This is a genomic window from Streptomyces massasporeus (assembly GCF_014648995.1).
Taxonomy (GTDB): domain Bacteria; phylum Actinomycetota; class Actinomycetes; order Streptomycetales; family Streptomycetaceae; genus Streptomyces; species Streptomyces massasporeus.
Genome location: NZ_BMSE01000002.1, coordinates 618,540 through 637,288, shown reverse-complemented (window position 1 = coordinate 637,288; position 18,749 = coordinate 618,540). Strand labels below are relative to the sequence as shown.

Here is an 18,749-nt window from a genome sequence, read left to right as displayed (position 1 = left end):
GCCATGGCCTCGCGCAACCTCAGAACCCCAGCTTGCGCAACTGCCGCGGATCCCGCTGCCAGTCCTTCGCGACCTTCACATGCAGATCGAGGAAGACGGGAGTCCCGAGCAGCGCCTCGATCTGCTTGCGGGACTTGATGCCGACCTCCTTCAGGCGCTTGCCCTTGGGGCCGATGATGATGCCCTTCTGGCTGGGGCGCTCGATGTAGACGAAGGCGTGGATGTCGAGGAGGGGCTTGTCGGCGGGGCGGTCCTCGCGGGGGAGCATCTCCTCGACGACGACGGCGATGGAGTGCGGCAGCTCGTCGCGGACGCCTTCCAGCGCGGCCTCGCGGATCAGCTCCGCGATCATGACCTGCTCGGGCTCGTCGGTCAGGTCGCCCTCGGGGTAGAGCGCCGGGCCCTCGGGCAGCAGGGGCACGATCAGGTCGGCGAGCAGACCCACCTGCTGGTCGCCGACCGCCGACACCGGCACGATCTCGGCCCACTCGAAGCCCAGCTCCTTGCCGAGCTGGTCGATGGCGATCAGCTGCTCGGCGAGCGTCTTGCTGTCCACGAGGTCGGTCTTGGTGACGATCGCGATCTTCGGCGTCTTCTTGATGGACGCCAGTTCCTTCGCGATGAACCGGTCACCGGGGCCGAGCTTCTCGTTCGCCGGCAGACAGAAGCCGATCACGTCGACCTCGGCCCACGTCGTGCGCACGACGTCGTTGAGCCGCTCGCCCAGCAGCGTGCGCGGCTTGTGCAGCCCCGGGGTGTCGACCAGGATCAGCTGGGCGTCCGGGCGGTGCACGATGCCCCGCACGGTGTGCCGCGTCGTCTGCGGCTGGTTCGCCGTGATCGCCACCTTCTGGCCGACCAGAGCATTCGTGAGGGTGGACTTGCCCGCGTTGGGACGGCCCACGAAGCAGGCGAAACCGGCCCTGTGGACAGCTCCGGCCGGCTCTTCGGATGACTGGGTACGAACGCTCATGCCGCCCATTCTCCCTGATCCCCGGAGCCGCCCCGTACCGGACGCATTCCGTGAGCTTTCCGAAACCCTCACGCAACGAAACGTCACGGAAACACACCCGTACGCAACCGGAAACGAGGGCCGGTGAACCTCTGACGAGCCCCCGCACCGTTGGAGACAACCGTGACCCTCGCCGCCGCAAGCGCCGACACCGGTGACACCGCCTGGCTGCTCGCCGCCACCGCCCTCGTCCTGCTGATGACCCCGGGCCTGGCCCTCTTCTACGGCGGCATGGTCCGCACGAAGAGCGTGCTCAACATGCTGATGATGAGCTTCGTGTCGATCGCCCTGGTGACGGTGGTGTGGCTGGCGGCCGGATACTCCCTGGCCTTCGGCGAGGACGCGGCGGGCGGACTCATCGGCGGGCTGGAACACGTCGGCATGAGCGGCCTGGGCCCGGACAGCGTCCAGGGCACGGTCCCCACGGTCCTGTTCGCCACCTTCCAGCTCACCTTCGCGATCGTCACGGCCGCGCTGGTCAGCGGCGCGGTCGCCGACCGGGCGAAGTTCGCCGCCTGGCTGGTCTTCGTGCCGGTGTGGGCGCTGCTCGTATACGTTCCGGTCGCGCACTGGGTATGGGGGCCGGGCGGCTGGATCCTGGAGCGGCTGGGTGCCCTGGACTTCGCGGGCGGGCTGCCCGTGGAGATCGTCTCCGGTGCCTCGGGGTTGGCGTTGTGCCTGGTCCTGGGCCCGCGGATGGGCTTCAAGAAGGACGCCATGCGTCCGCACAACCTGCCCATGGTGATGCTGGGCGCCGGTCTGCTCTGGTTCGGCTGGTTCGGCTTCAACGCCGGCTCGGCGCTCGGCGCCAACGGTCTCGCGGCCGCCGCGTTCCTCAACACCCTGGCCGCGGGCTGCACGGGCCTGCTGGGCTGGCTCTTCGTGGAGCAGAAGCGCGACGGCCACCCCACGACCCTGGGCGCCGCGTCCGGCGCGGTCGCCGGTCTGGTCGCCATCACCCCGTCCTGCGGGTCCGTCTCGCTGCTCGGCGCGCTGGTCGTCGGCCTCGCCGCCGGTGTCGTCTGCTCGTACGCCGTGAGCTGGAAGTTCAAGCTGAACTACGACGACTCCCTGGACGTCGTCGGCGTCCACCTGGTCGGCGGTGTCATCGGCACGCTGCTCATCGGCGTCTTCGCCGTCGAGTCGATGACGGGCGGCGCCGAGGGCCTCCTCTACGGCGGCGGGCTCGGCCAGCTCGGCAAGCAGCTGGTGGCCGTGGTCGTGGTGGCGGTGTACGCGTTCGGCGTGACCTACGGGATCGGCAGGCTGATCGACGCCACGATGGGCCTGCGCGCCACCGAGGAGCAGGAGCAGACCGGCCTGGACCTTACGGTGCACGCCGAGACGGCCTACGATCACGGGGTCCTGGGCCACGGTGCCCCGGTCTCCTCCTCCGTCGTCTCCCCCGCCCAGAAGGTCACCCCCCAGGCATGAAGCTCATCACCGCGATCGTCAAGCCGTACCGCCTCGACGAGGTCAAGAACGCCCTGCAGGAACTCGGCGTGCACGGCCTGACCGTGAGCGAGGCCAGCGGCTACGGCCGGCAGCGCGGTCACACCGAGGTGTACCGCGGCGCCGAGTACCAGGTCGACCTGGTGCCCAAGGTCCGTATCGAGGTCGTCGTCGAGGACGCGGTGGCCGAGGACGTCATCGACGCGGTCGTGAAGGCCGCGCACACCGGCAAGATCGGCGACGGCAAGGTGTGGGCGCTGCCCGTCGACACGGTCGTGCGGGTACGGACGGGCGAGCGCGGCCCCGACGCGCTCTGACACCGGGGCCGCGCCGCTCCTGGCTCAGTCGAACACGAACGGGCCCGGCGACTGCGGCCCGGTCGCCGTGCAGGTGATGGTGATGCCGAAGACGGTCATCTTCAGCGAGCCGCCGAAGGCCTCCAGGCTGTCGCCGGAGGCCACGGTGCCGCTGAGCGGGCCGACCTCGACGGGGGCGCCGGCGGCCATCGCCGGGTTCTCCGTGCCGGCGAAGTCGACGGTGCCGCCGCCGGCCTTCACCAGGGTGAGGGTGGACGAGATCGAGTCCTCTCCCAGCGCGATGGGCGCCGTGATCGCGGAGGACTTGACGGTGAGCGTGGCGGCGGTGCCGTCCTGCGTGGCCGTGAGGGTGGCCTCGCCGCTGCCGAAGGTGCCGCAGTCCGCGCTGATCGTCGCCGTCTGGGGGGTGACGGCGAGGGCCGCGGGGGCGAAGGCGAGTCCGGTGACCGCGAGGGCCCCGGCCGCCAGTGCCGCACCTGTTCCGATTCGCTTGCATCTCATGGGATTCCGGCTCCGTTTCCGTGGGGGGCGGACCGCTCGGCGCATGGATGCGGGCACACCGCCGAGAGTCGAATCTGACGGTCCGTCGGAATGGACGGTTCCATTGATGCGTGTGGGGCAGACGGCGGCAAGGTTGAAAACTGGCCTAATTACCGCCGGTTACAGCGAAGTTCAGCCGGCGGCGACGGTGGTCCGGACCGTTCCGTCGGGCCCCGCCACCAGAACCGGCGTCTCCGCGCCACCGAGGTCCCGTACGGCCGCCCGGTCCGCGTCGGACGCGGTCTCCGCCTCCGTCACGACCGCCGCCGCCTCCAGGGACGTCGCGCCCGAGGCCACCGCCATCGCCACCGCCGTCTGCAGGGCACTGAGCTTCAGGGAGTCGAGGGCCACGGTGCCCGCGACATAGGTGCGTCCGGTCTCGTCCCGTACGGCCGCGCCCTCGGGCACGCCGTTGCGGGCCCGCGCGGAACGGGCCAGGGTGACGATCTTGCGGTCCTCGGGGTCGAGCGCGCTGCTGTCGGTCATGATCCGAGCATACGTAGCGGCCGCCCCGGCCCCGTCTCAGGGCCGGTCGAGGCGGAGGCGGTCCGCTCGGGGCAGGCCCGCGACGACCAGGTCGTACGAGTCCTCGATGAGCTCGCGGACCAGCTGGTCCGGGAGCTCGCCGTCGACCGTGACGGTGTTCCAGTGGCGCTTGTTCATGTGCCAGCCGGGGACGACGAGGCCCTCGTACTCGCCGCGGAGGCGGACCGCCTCGTCCGGGTCGCACTTGAGGTTGGCCTTGAGGGGGCGCGCGTCGAGGTGTGACAGGGCGAACAGCTTGCCCTGCACCTTGAAGACCGAGATCTCCGGGCTGAACGGGAAGTCCTCCACCGCCGCGTTGAACGACAGGCAGAACGCGCGCAGTTCCTGCGGGGTCACTCCGGCTTCTCCTCCTCGGGCGGGTCCGCCGGGCCCACCGGCTCCGCCAGCACGGTCACGATCTTGTTCCGGCGGCCGGCCGCGGCCTCCGCGGTCAGCCGCAGTTCCCGGCCGTCGGGGAGGTCCACGACGGACGAGGCTCCGGCGATGGGGACACGCCCCAGTGCCTTGGCCAGCAGGCCGCCGACCGTCTCGACGTCCTCGTCGTCGAACTCCTCCAGGCCGTACAGCTCGCCCAGGTCGCTGATGTCGAGGCGGGCCGTGACGCGGAAGCGGTCGTCGCCGAGCTCCTCGATCGGCGGCAGTTCGCGGTCGTACTCGTCGGTGATCTCGCCGACGATCTCCTCGAGGATGTCCTCGATGGTGACGATGCCCGCGGTGCCGCCGTACTCGTCGATGACGACGGCGACGTGGTTGCGCTCCTTCTGCATCTCGCGCAGCAGGTCGCCGGCGTTCTTGGTGTCGGGCACGAAGAACGCCGGGCGCATGGCCGTGGAGACCTGCTCGGACTCGGCGTCGCGGCTGATGTGCGTCTTGCGGACCAGGTCCTTCAGATACACGATGCCGACGATGTCGTCCTCGCTCTCCCCGGTCACCGGGATGCGTGAGAAGCCGGAGCGCAGGGCGAGGGTGAGGGCCTGGCGGATGGTCTTGAAGCGTTCGATGACGACCAGGTCCGTGCGCGGGACCATGACCTCACGGACGAGGGTGTCGCCCAGTTCGAAGACGGAGTGCACCATGCGGCGCTCCTCGTCCTCGATGAGGGACTCCTTCTCGGCGAGGTCGACCAGGGCGCGCAGTTCCGCCTCGGAGGCGAAGGGGCCGCGGCGGAAGCCCTTGCCGGGGGTGAGCGCGTTGCCGATGAGGATCAGCAGCGACGGGATCGGGCCCATGATCCGGGCCAGCGGCACCAGGACGTACGCCGAGACCGTCGCGGTGTTCAGCGGGTGCTGGCGGCCGATGGTGCGCGGGGAGACGCCGACGGCGACGTACGACACGAGGACCATGACCGCGATGGCGACCAGGAGGGCCTCGGTGGTGCCGTCGAACTCCTTCAGGCAGCCGTAGGTGATCAGCGCGGCGGCGGCCATCTCGCAGGCGACGCGGACCAGCAGCGCCACGTTCAGGTAGCGGGTCGGATCGGCGGCGACCTGGGAGAGCTTGGCGCTGCCGCGGCGGCCGGAGCGCACGGCCTCTTCGGCGCGGAAGCTGGAGACGCGGGCGAGGCCCGCCTCCGCGCAGGCGGCGAGCCAGGCCACGACGACCAGGGCGACGGCGCCCAGGACGAGTTGCGGACTCATCGGCGGCGTTACGAGACCGTCGGCGCCGGGGACGGGCCGGTCAGGCCCCGCTCCGAGCGCCAGCCGTCCACGATGGCCGCCTGGAGGCCGAACATCTCGGCCTTCTCGTCCGGTTCCTCGTGGTCGTAGCCCAGCAGGTGCAGCACCCCGTGGACGGTGAGCAGTTGGAGCTCCTCGTCCATGGAGTGCTGCGTCTCCGCGTCCTTGCCCTGCTTCTCGGCGACCTCGGGGCACAGCACGATGTCGCCGAGCAGGCCCTGCGGCGGCTCGTCGTCGTCCTTGGAGGGCGGGCGCAGCTCGTCCATCGGGAAGGACATGACATCCGTCGGACCGGGGAGGTCCATCCACTGGATGTGGAGCTGCTCCATGGCGTCGGCGTCCACGACGATCACCGAGAGCTCGGACAGCGGGTGGATGCGCATCCGAGCGAGCGCGTAGCGGGCGATGTCGAGGATCGCCTGCTCGTCGACCTCGGTGCCGGACTCGTTGTTGACGTCGATCGACATGGTGCTGTGTGTGTCTACTTCCCCTTGTGCCCGGACTTGCCGCGGCTCTTGTGCGCGCCGTTCTGGGTGCCGTGCGTGGTGTCGTACTTCTCGTACGCGTCGACGATACGGCCCACGAGCCGGTGCCGGACGACGTCCTGGGACGACAGCCGGGAGAAGTGGACGTCCTCGACGCCGTCCAGGATGTCCTGCACCTGGCGCAGGCCGCTCTTCGTCCCGTCCGGCAGGTCGACCTGGGTCACGTCACCCGTGATCACGATCTTCGAGTCGAAGCCGAGTCGGGTGAGGAACATCTTCATCTGCTCGGGGCTCGTGTTCTGGGCCTCGTCCAGGATGATGAAGGCGTCGTTGAGGGTGCGGCCGCGCATGTAGGCGAGCGGCGCGACCTCGATGGTGCCCGCCGCCATCAGCCGCGGGATGGAGTCCGGGTCGAGCATGTCGTGCAGCGCGTCGTAGAGCGGGCGCAGGTACGGGTCGATCTTCTCGTAGAGCGTGCCCGGGAGGAAGCCGAGCCGCTCGCCGGCCTCGACCGCGGGGCGGGTCAGGATGATGCGGTTGACCTGCTTGGACTGCAGGGCCTGCACCGCCTTGGCCATCGCCAGGTAGGTCTTGCCGGTGCCCGCGGGGCCGATGCCGAAGACGATCGTGTGCTTGTCGATCGCGTCGACGTAGCGCTTCTGGTTGAGCGTCTTGGGGCGGATCGTGCGGCCGCGCGAGGACAGGATGTTCTGTGTGAGCACCTGGGCGGGGGTCTCCTGGCCGTCGCTCTCGCCGTTGTCGCTCGCCTTCAGCATGGCGATCGAGCGTTCCACTGCGTCCTCCGTCATCGGCTGCCCCGTGCGGAGCACCAGCATCATCTCGTCGAACACGCGCGAAATGAGGGCGACGTCCTTCGGGTCGCCGACCGCGCTGATCTCGTTGCCCCGGACGTGGATGTCGGCCGCCGGGAAGGCCTTCTCGATCACGCGCAGGAGGGAGTCGCCGGACCCCAGCACGGTCACCATGGGGTGCTGGGCGGGGACGGTGAGCTGCGCTCTCGCCTGCTCCTGCGCGGGGGTGTGAGCTGTCGATGATTGAGTCATGGGCCGGCGCTTAAGGCCTGCGGTTCCTCCTCGTCATGGCCGCACAGCTGAGGGCGGCCTCGCGATTCCCAGGGTACGACGGGGGAGTGACAACGCCGTAGGGGTTTTGGGGGCCGGTTGTCACCCGGGAGCCACGGGAGCCTCACGCCGAGCGCCGGAAGCCGATCGTCGGCACGGCCCTGCGCAGCGGCCAGGGCCGCACCAGTTCCTCCGACACCAGCTCCGCGAGGAACCCGTACCTCTCCAGCGCCACCGGCGACTGCCCCTCGACCGACTGCACCCTGCGCCACCACGCCGCGATCTCCGACCAGCCCGGTGCCGACAGCGACCCTCCGAACTCCTGCACCGACAGCGCCGCGGTCAGCCCGGCGAAGGCCAGCCGGTCGGCGAGCGGCCAGTCCGCCAGCGTCCCGGCGACGAACCCGGCGACGAACACGTCACCGGCCCCGGTCGGATCGAGCGCCTCGACGGCGATGGCCGGCACCTCCGCCGTCTCGCCCGTGCGCCGGTCCACCGCATAGGCCCCGTCCGCGCCGAGGGTGACCACCGCGAGGGGCACGTACTCGGTGAGGGCGTGCGCGGCGGCCCGGGGGCAGTCCGCGCCCGTGTACCGCATCGCCTCCTGCGCGTTGGGCAGGAACGCCTCGCAGTGCCGCAGGTCGGGGAGCCCCGCCAGGTCCCACTCCCCGGTGTCGTCCCAGCCGACGTCGCCGAACACCCGGGTGCCGTTGCTCGCGGCCTGGGCGATCCAGGGCGCGCTCATGCCGGGGGCGAGGGAGGCGACGGCGGCACGCGCGCGTGGCGGGCAGGCGGGCGCGGGCTCCTCGGGGGGTGGCTCGTGGCCGTGCGAGACCATGGTGCGCTCGCCCTCGTAGGCCATGGAGACGGTCACCGGGGAGTGCCAGCCGGGCACCGTGCGCGACGGGGAGAGGTCGATGCCCTCGCCGTGCTCCAGGGCGTCCCAGCAGTAGTCGCCGTAGTGGTCGTCGCCGAAGGCGGCCGCGAGGGAGGTGCGCAGGCCGAGGCGGGCCAGTGCGGTGGCCATGTTGGCGACGCCGCCGGGGCTCGACCCCATGCCGCGCGCCCAGGACTCCGTCCCGCGCACCGGGGCGGAGTCGAGCCCGGTGAAGATGATGTCCAGGAAGACGGTGCCGGTGAGATAGACGTCCCAGGGCGGGTCGTCCGGTGTGCGCAGCGGGGCGAGGGGATCGACCTGGCTCTGGCGGTGCGATCCCTTTCCGGCCGGGCCCTTTCCGGCCGGGGCGGTGGACGCGGTCACTGTGCGCTCCCTGACGTGGTGCGGATCAGGCCAGTCTGCACCACATCACCGACAACGTGACGCCGCTCACGCCGGACCCACCCGTCCCGTCAGCTCACACCGGGCCCCCGCACGCCCCCTGCCCCGGCCTCGGCGGGCCTCACCAGCGGGGCATCGCGGGCGTCACCCACTTCGGGTCGGCGATCCGCATCGCCGCCGCGTCGTCACGGTCGCGCAGGGCGCCGTCGTCGTCCAGCCACCGCCGGTGCAGTTCGGCCAGCCGCGCGCGGTCGAGCTCCACGCCGAGGCCGGGCGCGTCGGACACGGCGACCTTGCCGCCCTCGAAGGTGAGCCGCTCGGTGAGGACGTCCTCGGACTGCCAGGGGTAGTGGGAGTCGCAGGCGTGGTGGAGGTTCGAGACGGTGGCCGCCACGTGGGTCATCGCGGCGAGCGAGATGCCGAGGTGGGTGTTGGAGTGCATCGACACGCCGACGCCGAAGGTGCGGCAGACGGCGGCGAGCTGCTGGGTGTTGCGCAGTCCGCCCCAGTAGTGGTGGTCGGAGAGCACGACCTGGACGGCGCCCCGGGTGAAGGCCTCCCGGATCTCGGCGAAGGTCGTCACGCACATGTTGGTGGCGAGCGGCACGCCGGTGCGCTCGGCGACCTCGGCCATGGCGGGCGTGCCGAGCGCCGGGTCCTCCAGGTACTCCAGGACGTCGCCGAGCTCCTGGGCCACCTTCACCGACGTCTCCACCGACCAGGCGCCGTTGGGGTCCAGCCGCAGTGGATGTCCGGGGAACGCCTCGGCCAGGGCCTTGATCGCCGCGATCTCCTCGTCGGGCGGGAAGACGCCGCCCTTGAGCTTGAAGGAGGTGAAGCCGTAGCGCTCCGTGAAGCGGCGGGCCTGCTCCACGACCCCCGCCGGATCGACGGCGGCGCCCCAGTCGTCCTTCTCGGCGGGTACGCCCTCGGGGTGGCCGGCCCACTTGTAGAACAGGTAGGCGCTGTACTCGACGGCGTCGCGCACCTTGCCGCCGAGCAGGGCGTGCACGGGCAGTCCGAGCGCCTTGCCGAGGGCGTCCAGGCAGGCGACCTCGAAGCCGGAGACGACGGACAGCCGCAGCTTGTCGGCGGTCTGGACGCCGCGCAGCCCGCCGACGTCGACGGCGTTCTCGACGCGGGAGGCGTCCACCGCGACCTGGTCCGCGACCGTGAACAGGCCGTTCAGATCGCTGACCTGGCGTCCCTTCAGCCGGTCGGCGAACGGGCGGGCCAGCTCCAGGTACTTGGCGTCGCCGTAGGTCTCCCCCACGCCGGTGATCCCGTCGGCGGTGACGACCTCGACGATCAGCCGGGGCGTGTACGGCTGGTGGACGCCCTGGGTGTTCAGCAGCGGCGGGTCCGCGACCAGGATCGGCGTGAGCGTCACGTCGGTGATGGTGAGGTTCACAGGGTGGCTCCCACGAGGTCGAGTCCGGTGGTGAGGAGGGCGGTGAGGGCGGCCAGGTCGGCGGGCGAGGGGTCGGTGAGCGGGGCGCGGACCGGGCCGACCCGGTGGCCGCGGATCCGGGCCGCCGCCTTCACCAGCGACACGGCGTACCCGGGGACGCGGTCGCGCAGTTCGACGAGCGGGACGTAGAACTCGCGCAGCAGCTTGTCGACGGTGCCGTGGTCGTCGTCGCGCAGGGCGGTGAAGAGGGCGCCGGCGATCTCGGGGGCGAAGGCGTGGACGGCGGAGGAGTAGGCGGGGACGCCGACGGTGGCGTAGGCGCGGGCCTGGATCTCGGCGGTGGAGGCGCCGTTGAAGAACAGGAAGTCCTCGGGTGCGGCCAGGGTGAGGCGCTGGAGCCGGTCGAGGTCGCTGTGGCCGTCCTTGAGGCCGATGACGTTCGCCACGGCGGCGATGCGCCGGAGCGAGTCGGCGGTGAAGGCGACCTGGCCGCGCTGGTAGGCGATCAGGGGCAGCGGGGTGCGGGCGGCGATCTGCTCCAGCTGGGCGACCAGTCCGTCCTGCGGGGCGGTGACCAGGTAGTGCGGCAGCACCAGGAGTGCGTCGGCTCCGGCGTCCTCGGCGATGCGCGCGAACCGGACGGCCTGCGCCCAGCCGTAGCCGGTGCCCGCGACGACGGGAACGCGGCCGGCGGCCTCCTCGACGGTGATGGTGACGACCTGCCGGTACTCGTCCTCGTCGAGCGAGAAGAACTCGCCGGTGCCGCAGGCCGGGAACACGGCGCCGGGCGCGGCGGCGAGCCGCTCGGCGACATGGGCGCGGTAGCCGTCCGGGTCGAGGGCGCCGTCGTCGCGGAAGGCGGTCAGCGGGAACGACAGCACGCCGCCCGCCATGCCGTCCCGCAGCCGCTGCGCGACCGCCACCGGTCCAGCGCTCACGGTCATCTCCCAGTCATCTCCTTATGTAGACGTCATCTATATATGAGAATGAAGGCTGAGTATGCAGACGTCAACCGCCCGGGCGGCCCGATTACCATCGGCACATGTCAGACACAGGGGGCGTCCGCGAGGTGAAGTCCGCGGCCCGCACGGTGGAGCTGTTGGAACTCCTCGCCGCGCGCGGCGACCGCCCGGCCCGGCTCCAGGAGCTGGCCGACGAACTCGGCGTGCCGCGCAGCTCGATGTACGCGCTGCTGCAGACGCTGATCTCGCGCGGCTGGGTCCGCACCGACGTCACCGGCTCCCTGTACGGCATCGGCATCCACGCCCTGCTCACCGGCACCAGCTACCTCGACTCCGACCCGCGGGTCCGGGCCGTGCGGCCCTACCTCGACGAGGCGTCCGAGGCGCTCGGCGAGACCATCCACATGGGCCGGCTGGACGGCCGGGACGTGGCGTACCTGGCCACGCGGGAGTCGCACGAGTACCTGCGCACGATCAGCCGGGTGGGACGGCGCCTGCCCGCGCACGTCGGGGCCCTGGGCAAGGCCCTGCTGGCTCAGCGCCCGGACGCCGAGCTGCCCGAGGGCCCCTACGAGGCACTGACCCCGAACTCGCACACGAGCCGGGAATCCCTGCTGGCCGACCTCGCGGAGACCCGCTCGCGCGGCTGGTCCGTGGACCGTGAGGAGGGCGTGACCGGCATCGTCGGCTTCGGGTTCGCACTGCGCTACGACAGCCCGGCGCTGGACGCGATCAGCTGCTCGGTACCCGTCGCCCGGCTCACGCCCGCGCACGAGGAGCGGATCGTCGCGGTGATGCGGGAGATCCGGATCAAGGCCGAGGCGACCGTTCCGTCGGGGTCCGGATCGGTGCACTGGCGTTAGCGGAAACGCCGTCGCCGCCTGACGAAAGGCGCTCGTTTACCCGGGCTTCACCACACCAAACGCAACGTGCTCCAGATCACACGCCCCGGGTTCCCGTGTGCGACTACGTGCTTGATACAAATTGCTCGCGCGTTCCTGTCCGTCGACGGTCGTCGCCCAACCCCCCCTTTCCCCCGCTCCTTTCGCATGCCCTGGGAACGCCCGTGTTCGCCCCCCGCACCACTCCCTGGCCCCTCGTCGCCCTTTTCACGGCCGGGTACCTCGCTCCGTATCTGCTGCCCACCACCGTCGGCAGACTCGACTCGGACCTTCCGCTCTCCGCCACCCAGGCCGGCGCCGTCGGCAGTGCCCTGCTGCTGAGTTCGGCCGCCGCCGGATTCGTCCTGGCCTCCCGGGTCGAACGGCTCGGAGCCCGCACCCTCGCCCGGCTCGGCCTCGCCCTGGCCCTGCTCGGCTACGGCGGTGCCGCCCTGACCACCGCCGTCCCCGCCGTCGTCGCCGGCGCGATGGTCGGCGGGTTCGGCTCCGGCACGGCCACGACCGTCGCCGCTACCCTCATCGCGGGACAGCGCGATCCGCACCGGGCCTCCACGGCCGGACTGCTCACCGTCTCCGCCCTCGCGGGCGCCGTGTATCTGACCGTGCCGCACCTCGGCCCGGGGCACGGCCTGCCGCTGGCCGCGATCGCCCTCACGGCCCTGGCGGTCTGGCCGCTCACCGGCAGCCTCCCCACCGGCACGCCCGTCGCGCCCGCCCGGCACGACAAGGCCCGGCTGCCGCACGCCCGTTCGGGGCTGCTGCTGGCCGCCGCCATGGTGTGCTGGTCGCTCGCCCAGAACTCCCTGTGGGGCGTCAGCGGACGCATCGGCCTGGAGCAGGCGCACCTCGGCGAGGCCACCGTCGGCGTGGTCTTCGCCCTCGGCCTGGGCGCCGGACTGACCGGGGTCCTCGCGGCGGGCGCCCTCGGGGCCCGGCTCGGACGCGCGATACCCATCGGCGGCGGCACCGTCCTCATCGCCGCCTGCATCGCGCTCAGCGCCTCCGCGACCGACCTCGGGAGCTTCGCGGCCGGCGAGATCGCCTGGAACACGCTCTACCCGGTGGTGCTGTCGTACCTCATCGGGCTCGCCGCCTCACTCGACCCGCGCGGCCGCTGGGCGGTGCTGGTCGGCTCGGCGTCCTCGCTGGGCACGGCGGCCGGGCCGCTGACCGGCAGCGTGCTGTCGGCGCAGGCCGGATTTCCAATCATGGGCGCGGTCCTGGGCGTCGGGCTGCTGGTGATCGCCCTGCCGATGACCGCCGTCGCCCTGCACACCGGCGGACGCCCGCTGCTGCCCGGCGCGATCCGCCGCCGCGGCGGTCACCCGGCCGCCCTGGTCGCCGCCGCCACGGGCACGCCCACCGGCGCGATCCCCGAGATCGGCGCCCCGGAACAGCCGGTGGTGGAGATCCCGGTCGAGACCCCGGCCGTCCCCGCCCAGCGTGCCTACGGCAAGGCGGGGTCGGAGGTCTTCTGAGACCCGCCCGGGGCTAACCGAAGGTGTAGGCCTCCACCTCGGCGAGATACCGCGCCCGCAGCTCCTCGTCGTCCTCCAGGAAGGAGGCGAGGAAGGAGTTGCGGGCCAGCTCACGCAGCCGCTCCTCGGTGAGGCCGAGGGTGGCGCGCACGGCGTCGAAGTTGTCGCCGGCGTAGCCGCCGAAGTAGGCGGGGTCGTCGGAGTTGACCGTGCACATCAGACCGGCGTCCAGCATGGCGGGCAGCGGGTGGTCGGCGAGGGTGTCGACGGTGCGCAGCCGGACGTTGGACAGCGGGCACAGCGTCAGCGGCACCCGGTCGCGCACCAGCCGCTCCACCAGCGCCGGGTCCTCCACACAGCGCAGCCCGTGGTCGACCCGCTCCACGCCGAGGACGTCCAGCGCCTCGGTGATGTACTCGGGCGGGCCCTCCTCACCGGCGTGGGCGACCCGCCTCAGGCCGAGCGCGGCGGCGGCCTCGTAGACCTCGCGGAACTTCACCGGCGGGTGCCCGACCTCGGCGGAGTCGAGGCCGACGCCGGTGATCCGGTCCAGGTACGGCTTGGCGGCGTCCAGCGTGGCGAGGGCCGACTCGGCGGACTCGTCGCGCAGGAAGCACAGGATCAGCCGGGTCGAGACGCCGTGGTTCGCCTCGCTGCTCCCCAGCGCGCGCCACAGCCCCTCGACGACCGTGCCGATCTCCAGGCCGCGGCCGGTGTGGGCCTGCGGGTCGAAGAAGATCTCCGCGTGCCGCACGCCCTGCGCGGCGGCCCGGGCGAGATAGGCGTTCGCCAGGTCCTCGAAGTCCCGCTCGGTGCGCAGGACGGCCATGAGCTCGTAGTACAGGTTCAGGAAGGACTGCAGGTCCTCGAACCGGTAGGCCTCGCGCAGCTCGTCCGTGTCGGTGTACGGCAGCGTGACGCCGTTGCGCGCGGCGAGCTCGAAGGCGAGCTCCGGTTCCAGGGTGCCTTCGATGTGAAGGTGCAGTTCGGCTTTGGGGAGGGACATCAATTCATCGTACGGCCGTTTCACCGACGCTTCGGAACCGGCACCCTCAGTAGGTCATGGGCCACGGTCAGCTCACCCTCGTACCCGGCGGCCCGCGCCTGCCGCTCGAATTCGTCCGGGTCGGTGTAGCGCTGGCTGAAGTGGGTCAGCACGAGGTGCCGAACGCCGGCGTCCCGGGCCACCCGGGCTGCCTGACCAGCCGTCAGGTGACCGTGTTCGACGGCGAGTTCCTCGTCCTCGTCGAGGAACGTCGACTCGATGACGAGCATGTCGCAGCCGTCGGCGAGCGCGTACACGCCGTCGCAGAGCCGGGTGTCCATGACGAACGCGAACCGCTGGCCGCGCCGCACCTCGCTGACGTCCTCCAGCGAGACCCCGTCGAGCGAGCCCTCGCGCTGGAGCCGGCCGACGTCCGGGCCCTTGATGCCGTGCGCGGCGAGCCGCTCGGGCAGCATGCGGCGGCCGTCGGGCTCGACGATCCGGTAGCCGTACGACTCCACCGGGTGCGACAGCTTTCGGGCCTCCAGCGTGTAGCCGCCTGTGCGGGCGAGGGGCCCGTCGGCGGCCACCGGGGCCTCGGTGATGCCGACGGTCTCGCGGTAGGCGGTGGCGTACCGGAGCCGGTCGAAGAAGCGCTGTCCGGAGCGTGGGTAGTGGGCGGTGATCTCGTGCGGCACCCGGTCGAGGTTGATGCGCTGGATCACACCGGCGAGGCCGAGGGAGTGGTCGCCGTGGAAGTGCGTGACGCAGACCCGGTTCAGGTCGTGCGCGGCGACCCCGGCACGCAGCATCTGGCGCTGCGTGCCCTCACCGGGGTCGAAGAGGATGCCCTCGCCGTCCCAGCGCAGCAGGTAGCCGTTGTGGTTGCGGTGCCGGGTCGGGACCTGGCTGGCGGTGCCGAGTACCACGAGTTCACGTACGGACAAGGCGGACTACCCCGGAGGCCAGTCGAGGCCGCGGCCGCCGAGCACGTGGGCGTGCACGTGCCACACCGTCTGACCTGCGCCGCTGCCGGTGTTGAAGACGAGACGGAAACTGTCGAGCTTCTCCTCGTCCGCGACGGCCTGGGCCTCGCGGACCACGTCCGCGGTGAGGTCCGGGTCGGCGGCGGCCAGGGCGGCGGCGTTCTCGTAGTGCGCCTTGGGGATGACCAGGACGTGGGTGGGGGCCTGGGGGTTGATGTCGCGGAACGCGACGGTCGTCTCCGTCTGGCGGACGATGGTCGCCGGGATGGTGCCTGCGACGATCTTGCAGAACAGGCAGTCTTCCTGGGGCTCCCCTGCCATTTTCCCTCCGGGGGTCGGCCGAGATCGGTCTTGCCGGGAATCCTATCGTCGTCGGGTGCGGGTGCGTTGTGGCTGGTCGCGCCGTTCCCCGCGCCCCTTAGGTGGGCAGGCCTGGGGGCGTTTTCGCCGGTACTGCCTCCAGCGCTTCCAGTGCCAGTCGGATGGCCTCGTCCAGTTGGGCGTCCCTGTTCGCCGCGTGGTCCTGCGGGCGTTGCAGGACCTCCACGTCGGGATCCACGCCGTGGTTCTCCACGCCCCACTCGTAGCCCTCCAGCCAGAAGGCGTACTTGGGCTGGGTGACCAGGGTGCCGTCGACCAGGCGGTAACGGCTGTCGATGCCGATGACGCCGCCCCAGGTGCGGGTGCCGACGACCGGGCCGAGGCCCAGGGCCTTGATCGCCGCGTTGACGATGTCGCCGTCGGAGCCGGAGAACTCGTTGGCGACGGCCACGACGGGGCCGCGCGGGGCGTCCTCCGGGTAGCTGTAGGGGCGCATGCCGCGCGGGACGGCCCAGCCGACGATGCGGCGGGCCAGTTTCTCCACGACCAGCTGGGAGGTGTGGCCGCCGCGGTTCTCGCGGACGTCGACGACCAGGCCCTCGCGGGCGACTTCGACGCGCAGGTCGCGGTGGATCTGGGCCCAGCCGGGGGCCTGCATGTCCGGGACGTGGAGGTAGCCGAGGCGGCCGCCGGACTTCTCGTGGACGTAGGCGCGGCGGTCGGCGACCCAGGCGTGGTAGCGCAGGGGTTCCTCGTCGGCGACCGGGACGACGACGGCGTGCCGGGGGTCGCCGCCGCCGGACGGGGAGATGGTCAGCTCCACCGGCTTGTTGGCCGTGCCGATCAGCAGCGGGCCGGGGCCGAGAACGGGGTCGACCGGCTGCCCCGCGATCGCCACGATGGCGTCCCCGGGGCGTACCGCGACGCCCGGCGCGGCCAGCGGGCTGCGGGCGTCCGGGTCGGAGGTCTCGGAGGGCAGGATCCGGTCGACGCGCCAACTGCCGTCCTCGTGGCGGGAGATGTCGGCGCCGAGCAGGCCCTGGCGGGGGCCGCCGCCGTGTCCGCCGCGCGGGGTGACGTAGGCGTGGGAGGTGCCGAGTTCGCCCTGCACCTCCCACAGCAGGTCGACGAGGTCGTCGTGGGTGGCGCACCGGTCCACGACCGGGCGGTAGCGGTCGAGGACGCCGTCCCAGTCGACGCCGCTCATGTCGGGCCGCCAGAAGTGGTCCCGCATGATGCGGCCGTTCTCGTCGAACATCTGGCGCCACTCGGCCGCCGGGTCGACGAACTGGCGTACGCGGCCCAGGTCGACGGTGATGTTGGAGTCGCTGTCGTCGTCGCTCGATGCCCGCCGGTCGCTGGGGACGACCTTCAGCCGCCCGTCGGTCCACAGCAGCACCCGCTTGCCGTCGCCGCTCACCGCGAAGTGGTCGGCGTCGACGGCGAGATGCTCGACGCGCTGCTGGGCGAGGTCGTAGCGCTCCAGCTCGGACTTGGGCTCGGGGTCGTCCGGAGTGGCCCGGGACGCGCCGAGCACACCGGCGACCGGGTGGCGCAGCCACAGGACGCCGTCCTTGGCGGCGCGCAGGTTGGTGTAGCGGGCGGCCTCGACCGGGAAGGGCACGATGCGGTCGGCGAGGCCCTCGAGGTCGATGCGGGTGGTGGGGGTGCCCTCGCTGTCGGGGGTCTCCTCCCGGTCGGGCGTCTCGAAGGACCTGCCGTGCCGCTGCGGACCGAACGGGGAGGGCGTGGTGGCCGCGAGGGTGATCAGATGCGGCCGGGCGCCCACCACGAAGGCCAGGTCGAAGACGTGCTCGTCGTAGACCGGGTCGAAGGAGCGGGTCGACAGGAACGCGAGGTGCTTGCCGTCCATCGTGAACGCGGGCGCGTAGTCCTGGAAGCGCAGCGGGGTGGCCTCGGTGACCGACAGGTCGGTGGTGTTGGCGAGCTTCAGCTGGCACAGGGGCCGGGGGCCGGGGTGGGACCAGGCCAGCCAGGACGAGTCGGGCGAGAAGACGAGGCCCGACACATCGCCGTCCTCACTGCGGTCGACCTCCCGCACCTCGCCCGTCTCCCGCTCCACGAGCAGCAGGCGCCCGTCGTGGCAGGACACGGCCGCCCGGCTGCCGTCGGGCGCCATGGCGAGGTCCAGTACCCGGCCGAGCTGCCCTGCGGCGAGCCGGCGGGGCGTCGCCCCGGGGGCGAGTCCGGTGGCGGGTGCGAACTCCAGGGCGTCGTCGCCCTCGGCGTCCGTCACCCACACCACCCACTGCTCGCCGTCCGCCCGGAACGTGCGCGGCAGGCGGGCCCGCACCCCGGGTGTCGCGGCCAGTGCGCGGGCCGGTCCGGCGCGGTGGGTGACCCAGTGCACGGAGCCGCGGACGGCGACCGCGCTGCCACGCGCCGTGTGGTCGGGGGACGCCGATCCGAACCACCGGGAGGCGTTCAGGGGGAAGGGCTGCAGGTCGGCGCGCTGTCCGCCCAGCCGCACGTCCAGCCGCCGCGGCTCGGCCCCCTCCAGGTCGTCCAGCACCCACAGTTCACCGGCGCTGGAGTAGACGACCCGGGTGCCGTCGGTCGCGGCGTGCCGGGCGTAGAAACCGTCGAGTGCCGTGTGCCGGCGCAGGTCGGAGCCGTCGGCGAGGGAGGAGTAGAGCGCTCCGGTGCCCTCGTGGTCGGAGAGGAAGCCGACCCGGTCCCCCACCCACAGCGGGTACTCGAGGTTGCCGTCGAGGTCCTCGTGCAGCCGCGTGAACTCCCCGTCGTCCTCGCGGTCGATCCACAACTTGCCCGCCGTACCGCCGCGGTAGCGCTTCCACCAGGCCGCCTCACGCCCCATCGGCGCGGACAGCAGCACCGTGTGCGGGCCGTGGGCGACGTCGCCCACGGGCCCGTACGGCAGGGTGGTGGCCGGGCCGCCGTCCAGCGGGACGGCGCGCGCCCAGGTGCGGCGCAGGCTCGCCTGCCCCTGCGTGCTGATCGCCAGCACCTCGCCGTCCGGGGTCCAGCCACGCACCTGTGTCTTGAGGCTCCCCCAGTACGTCAGCCGCTTGGCCGGGCCGCCGTCGACCGGGGCGATGAGCACCTCGGGGGCGCCGTCGCGGGTGGAGGTCCAGGCGACGGTGGTGCCGTCGGGCGAGATGCGGGGCTGGGTCACCGGCATGTTGTCGGCGCTGACCCGCCAGGCCCGGCCGCCGTCGAGTGGAGCGAGCCACACGTCGTCCTCGGCGGTGAAGGCGACCAGGTCGCCGTGCACATGGGGGAACCGGAGGTAAGCAGACGATGTCACCTGATCACCCTATGCAGGGACCGCGC

The 18,749-nt window shown here is 72.0% G+C and carries 18 protein-coding genes; 4 read left to right on the top strand and 14 right to left on the bottom strand.

Going from position 1 to position 18,749, the window contains the following annotated elements:
• Window positions 1-19 precede the first annotated feature (19 nt).
• On the bottom strand, window positions 20-982 hold the full coding sequence (era, locus tag IE153_RS07700; RefSeq protein ID WP_097216527.1) for a GTPase Era: 963 nt from the start codon (window positions 980-982) through the stop codon (window positions 20-22).
• A gap of 153 nt (window positions 983-1,135) precedes the next feature.
• Between era and IE153_RS07695 the strand changes: the two genes are divergently transcribed.
• On the top strand, window positions 1,136-2,446 hold the full coding sequence (locus tag IE153_RS07695; protein ID WP_189588986.1) for an ammonium transporter: 1,311 nt from the start codon (window positions 1,136-1,138) through the stop codon (window positions 2,444-2,446).
• Window positions 2,443-2,781 (top strand): P-II family nitrogen regulator, encoded by a 339-nt coding sequence (locus IE153_RS07690; protein ID WP_030836455.1) that lies wholly within the window; start codon window positions 2,443-2,445, stop codon window positions 2,779-2,781. Before IE153_RS07695 ends, IE153_RS07690 begins: the two co-directional genes overlap by 4 nt.
• 24 nt (window positions 2,782-2,805) lie before the next feature.
• Here IE153_RS07690 and IE153_RS07685 read toward each other — a convergent pair whose 3' ends face one another.
• The 9 genes from IE153_RS07685 to IE153_RS07645 form a co-directional block, all read right to left on the bottom strand.
• Window positions 2,806-3,282, bottom strand: a complete 477-nt coding sequence (locus IE153_RS07685) for a hypothetical protein (RefSeq protein WP_189588985.1) — start codon at window positions 3,280-3,282, stop codon at window positions 2,806-2,808.
• Between the two features lie 171 nt (window positions 3,283-3,453).
• Entirely contained in the window at window positions 3,454-3,807 is a 354-nt protein-coding gene (locus tag IE153_RS07680) for a cytidine deaminase-like protein (RefSeq protein WP_189588984.1), read from the bottom strand.
• A 36-nt stretch (window positions 3,808-3,843) separates the two neighbouring features.
• Window positions 3,844-4,203 (bottom strand): MmcQ/YjbR family DNA-binding protein, encoded by a 360-nt coding sequence (locus tag IE153_RS07675; RefSeq protein ID WP_189588983.1) that lies wholly within the window; start codon window positions 4,201-4,203, stop codon window positions 3,844-3,846.
• Window positions 4,200-5,504, bottom strand: coding sequence for a hemolysin family protein (locus IE153_RS07670; RefSeq protein ID WP_189588982.1), 1,305 nt, complete (start codon window positions 5,502-5,504; stop codon window positions 4,200-4,202). The genes IE153_RS07675 and IE153_RS07670 overlap by 4 nt, the downstream gene beginning before the upstream one ends.
• Window positions 5,505-5,512: 8 nt before the next feature.
• A complete protein-coding gene (gene ybeY / locus IE153_RS07665; RefSeq protein ID WP_031106287.1) occupies window positions 5,513-6,010 on the bottom strand; it encodes an rRNA maturation RNase YbeY in 498 nt (165 codons plus the stop codon).
• A 14-nt stretch (window positions 6,011-6,024) separates the two neighbouring features.
• Window positions 6,025-7,092 carry a PhoH family protein gene (locus tag IE153_RS07660; protein WP_078885178.1) on the bottom strand — a complete coding sequence of 356 codons (1,068 nt, stop codon included), beginning with the start codon at window positions 7,090-7,092 and terminating at the stop codon, window positions 6,025-6,027.
• 142 nt (window positions 7,093-7,234) lie between these two features.
• Window positions 7,235-8,371, bottom strand: coding sequence for a carbohydrate kinase family protein (locus IE153_RS07655; RefSeq protein ID WP_189588981.1), 1,137 nt, complete (start codon window positions 8,369-8,371; stop codon window positions 7,235-7,237).
• Between the two features lie 139 nt (window positions 8,372-8,510).
• Complete coding sequence (locus tag IE153_RS07650; RefSeq protein ID WP_189588980.1) at window positions 8,511-9,800, bottom strand: glucarate dehydratase family protein; 1,290 nt, start codon at window positions 9,798-9,800, stop codon at window positions 8,511-8,513.
• Window positions 9,797-10,744, bottom strand: a complete 948-nt coding sequence (locus IE153_RS07645; RefSeq protein ID WP_189588979.1) for a 5-dehydro-4-deoxyglucarate dehydratase — start codon at window positions 10,742-10,744, stop codon at window positions 9,797-9,799. The genes IE153_RS07650 and IE153_RS07645 overlap by 4 nt, the downstream gene beginning before the upstream one ends.
• 98 nt (window positions 10,745-10,842) lie before the next feature.
• Between IE153_RS07645 and IE153_RS07640 the strand changes: the two genes are divergently transcribed.
• Window positions 10,843-11,625 carry an IclR family transcriptional regulator gene (locus IE153_RS07640; protein ID WP_189588978.1) on the top strand — a complete coding sequence of 261 codons (783 nt, stop codon included), beginning with the start codon at window positions 10,843-10,845 and terminating at the stop codon, window positions 11,623-11,625.
• Window positions 11,626-11,828: 203 nt separating this feature from the next.
• The gene (locus IE153_RS07635; RefSeq protein WP_189588977.1) at window positions 11,829-13,142 is read left to right on the top strand and encodes an MFS transporter; all 1,314 of its coding nucleotides are present in this window, start codon (window positions 11,829-11,831) and stop codon (window positions 13,140-13,142) included.
• A gap of 13 nt (window positions 13,143-13,155) precedes the next feature.
• On the opposite strand, the gene IE153_RS07630 is transcribed toward IE153_RS07635, so the two are convergent.
• The 4 genes from IE153_RS07630 to IE153_RS07615 form a co-directional block, all read right to left on the bottom strand.
• A complete protein-coding gene (locus IE153_RS07630) occupies window positions 13,156-14,148 on the bottom strand; it encodes an adenosine deaminase (RefSeq protein WP_189588976.1) in 993 nt (330 codons plus the stop codon).
• A gap of 20 nt (window positions 14,149-14,168) precedes the next feature.
• Window positions 14,169-15,074 carry a ribonuclease Z gene (locus IE153_RS07625; protein ID WP_189588975.1) on the bottom strand — a complete coding sequence of 302 codons (906 nt, stop codon included), beginning with the start codon at window positions 15,072-15,074 and terminating at the stop codon, window positions 14,169-14,171.
• A gap of 6 nt (window positions 15,075-15,080) precedes the next feature.
• On the bottom strand, window positions 15,081-15,434 hold the full coding sequence (locus IE153_RS07620; RefSeq protein ID WP_189588974.1) for a histidine triad nucleotide-binding protein: 354 nt from the start codon (window positions 15,432-15,434) through the stop codon (window positions 15,081-15,083).
• A 97-nt stretch (window positions 15,435-15,531) separates the two neighbouring features.
• Complete coding sequence (locus tag IE153_RS07615) at window positions 15,532-18,723, bottom strand: S41 family peptidase (RefSeq protein WP_189588973.1); 3,192 nt, start codon at window positions 18,721-18,723, stop codon at window positions 15,532-15,534.
• Between the last annotated feature and the right edge of the window lie 26 nt (window positions 18,724-18,749).

Excerpts from the sequence above, each read along its gene's own strand:
- era (WP_097216527.1), bottom strand. The coding sequence starts at position 982 with ATGGGCGGCATGAGCGTTCGTACCCAGTCATCCGAAGAGCCGGCCGGA.
- IE153_RS07690 (WP_030836455.1), top strand. The coding sequence starts at position 2,443 with ATGAAGCTCATCACCGCGATCGTCAAGCCGTACCGCCTCGACGAGGTC.
- IE153_RS07685 (WP_189588985.1), bottom strand. The coding sequence starts at position 3,282 with ATGAGATGCAAGCGAATCGGAACAGGTGCGGCACTGGCGGCCGGGGCC.
- IE153_RS07680 (WP_189588984.1), bottom strand. The coding sequence starts at position 3,807 with ATGACCGACAGCAGCGCGCTCGACCCCGAGGACCGCAAGATCGTCACC.
- IE153_RS07670 (WP_189588982.1), bottom strand. The coding sequence starts at position 5,504 with ATGAGTCCGCAACTCGTCCTGGGCGCCGTCGCCCTGGTCGTCGTGGCC.
- ybeY (WP_031106287.1), bottom strand. The coding sequence starts at position 6,010 with ATGTCGATCGACGTCAACAACGAGTCCGGCACCGAGGTCGACGAGCAG.
- IE153_RS07660 (WP_078885178.1), bottom strand. The coding sequence starts at position 7,092 with ATGACTCAATCATCGACAGCTCACACCCCCGCGCAGGAGCAGGCGAGA.
- IE153_RS07645 (WP_189588979.1), bottom strand. The coding sequence starts at position 10,744 with ATGACCGTGAGCGCTGGACCGGTGGCGGTCGCGCAGCGGCTGCGGGAC.
- IE153_RS07640 (WP_189588978.1), top strand. The coding sequence starts at position 10,843 with ATGTCAGACACAGGGGGCGTCCGCGAGGTGAAGTCCGCGGCCCGCACG.
- IE153_RS07630 (WP_189588976.1), bottom strand. The coding sequence starts at position 14,148 with ATGTCCCTCCCCAAAGCCGAACTGCACCTTCACATCGAAGGCACCCTG.
- IE153_RS07620 (WP_189588974.1), bottom strand. The coding sequence starts at position 15,434 with ATGGCAGGGGAGCCCCAGGAAGACTGCCTGTTCTGCAAGATCGTCGCA.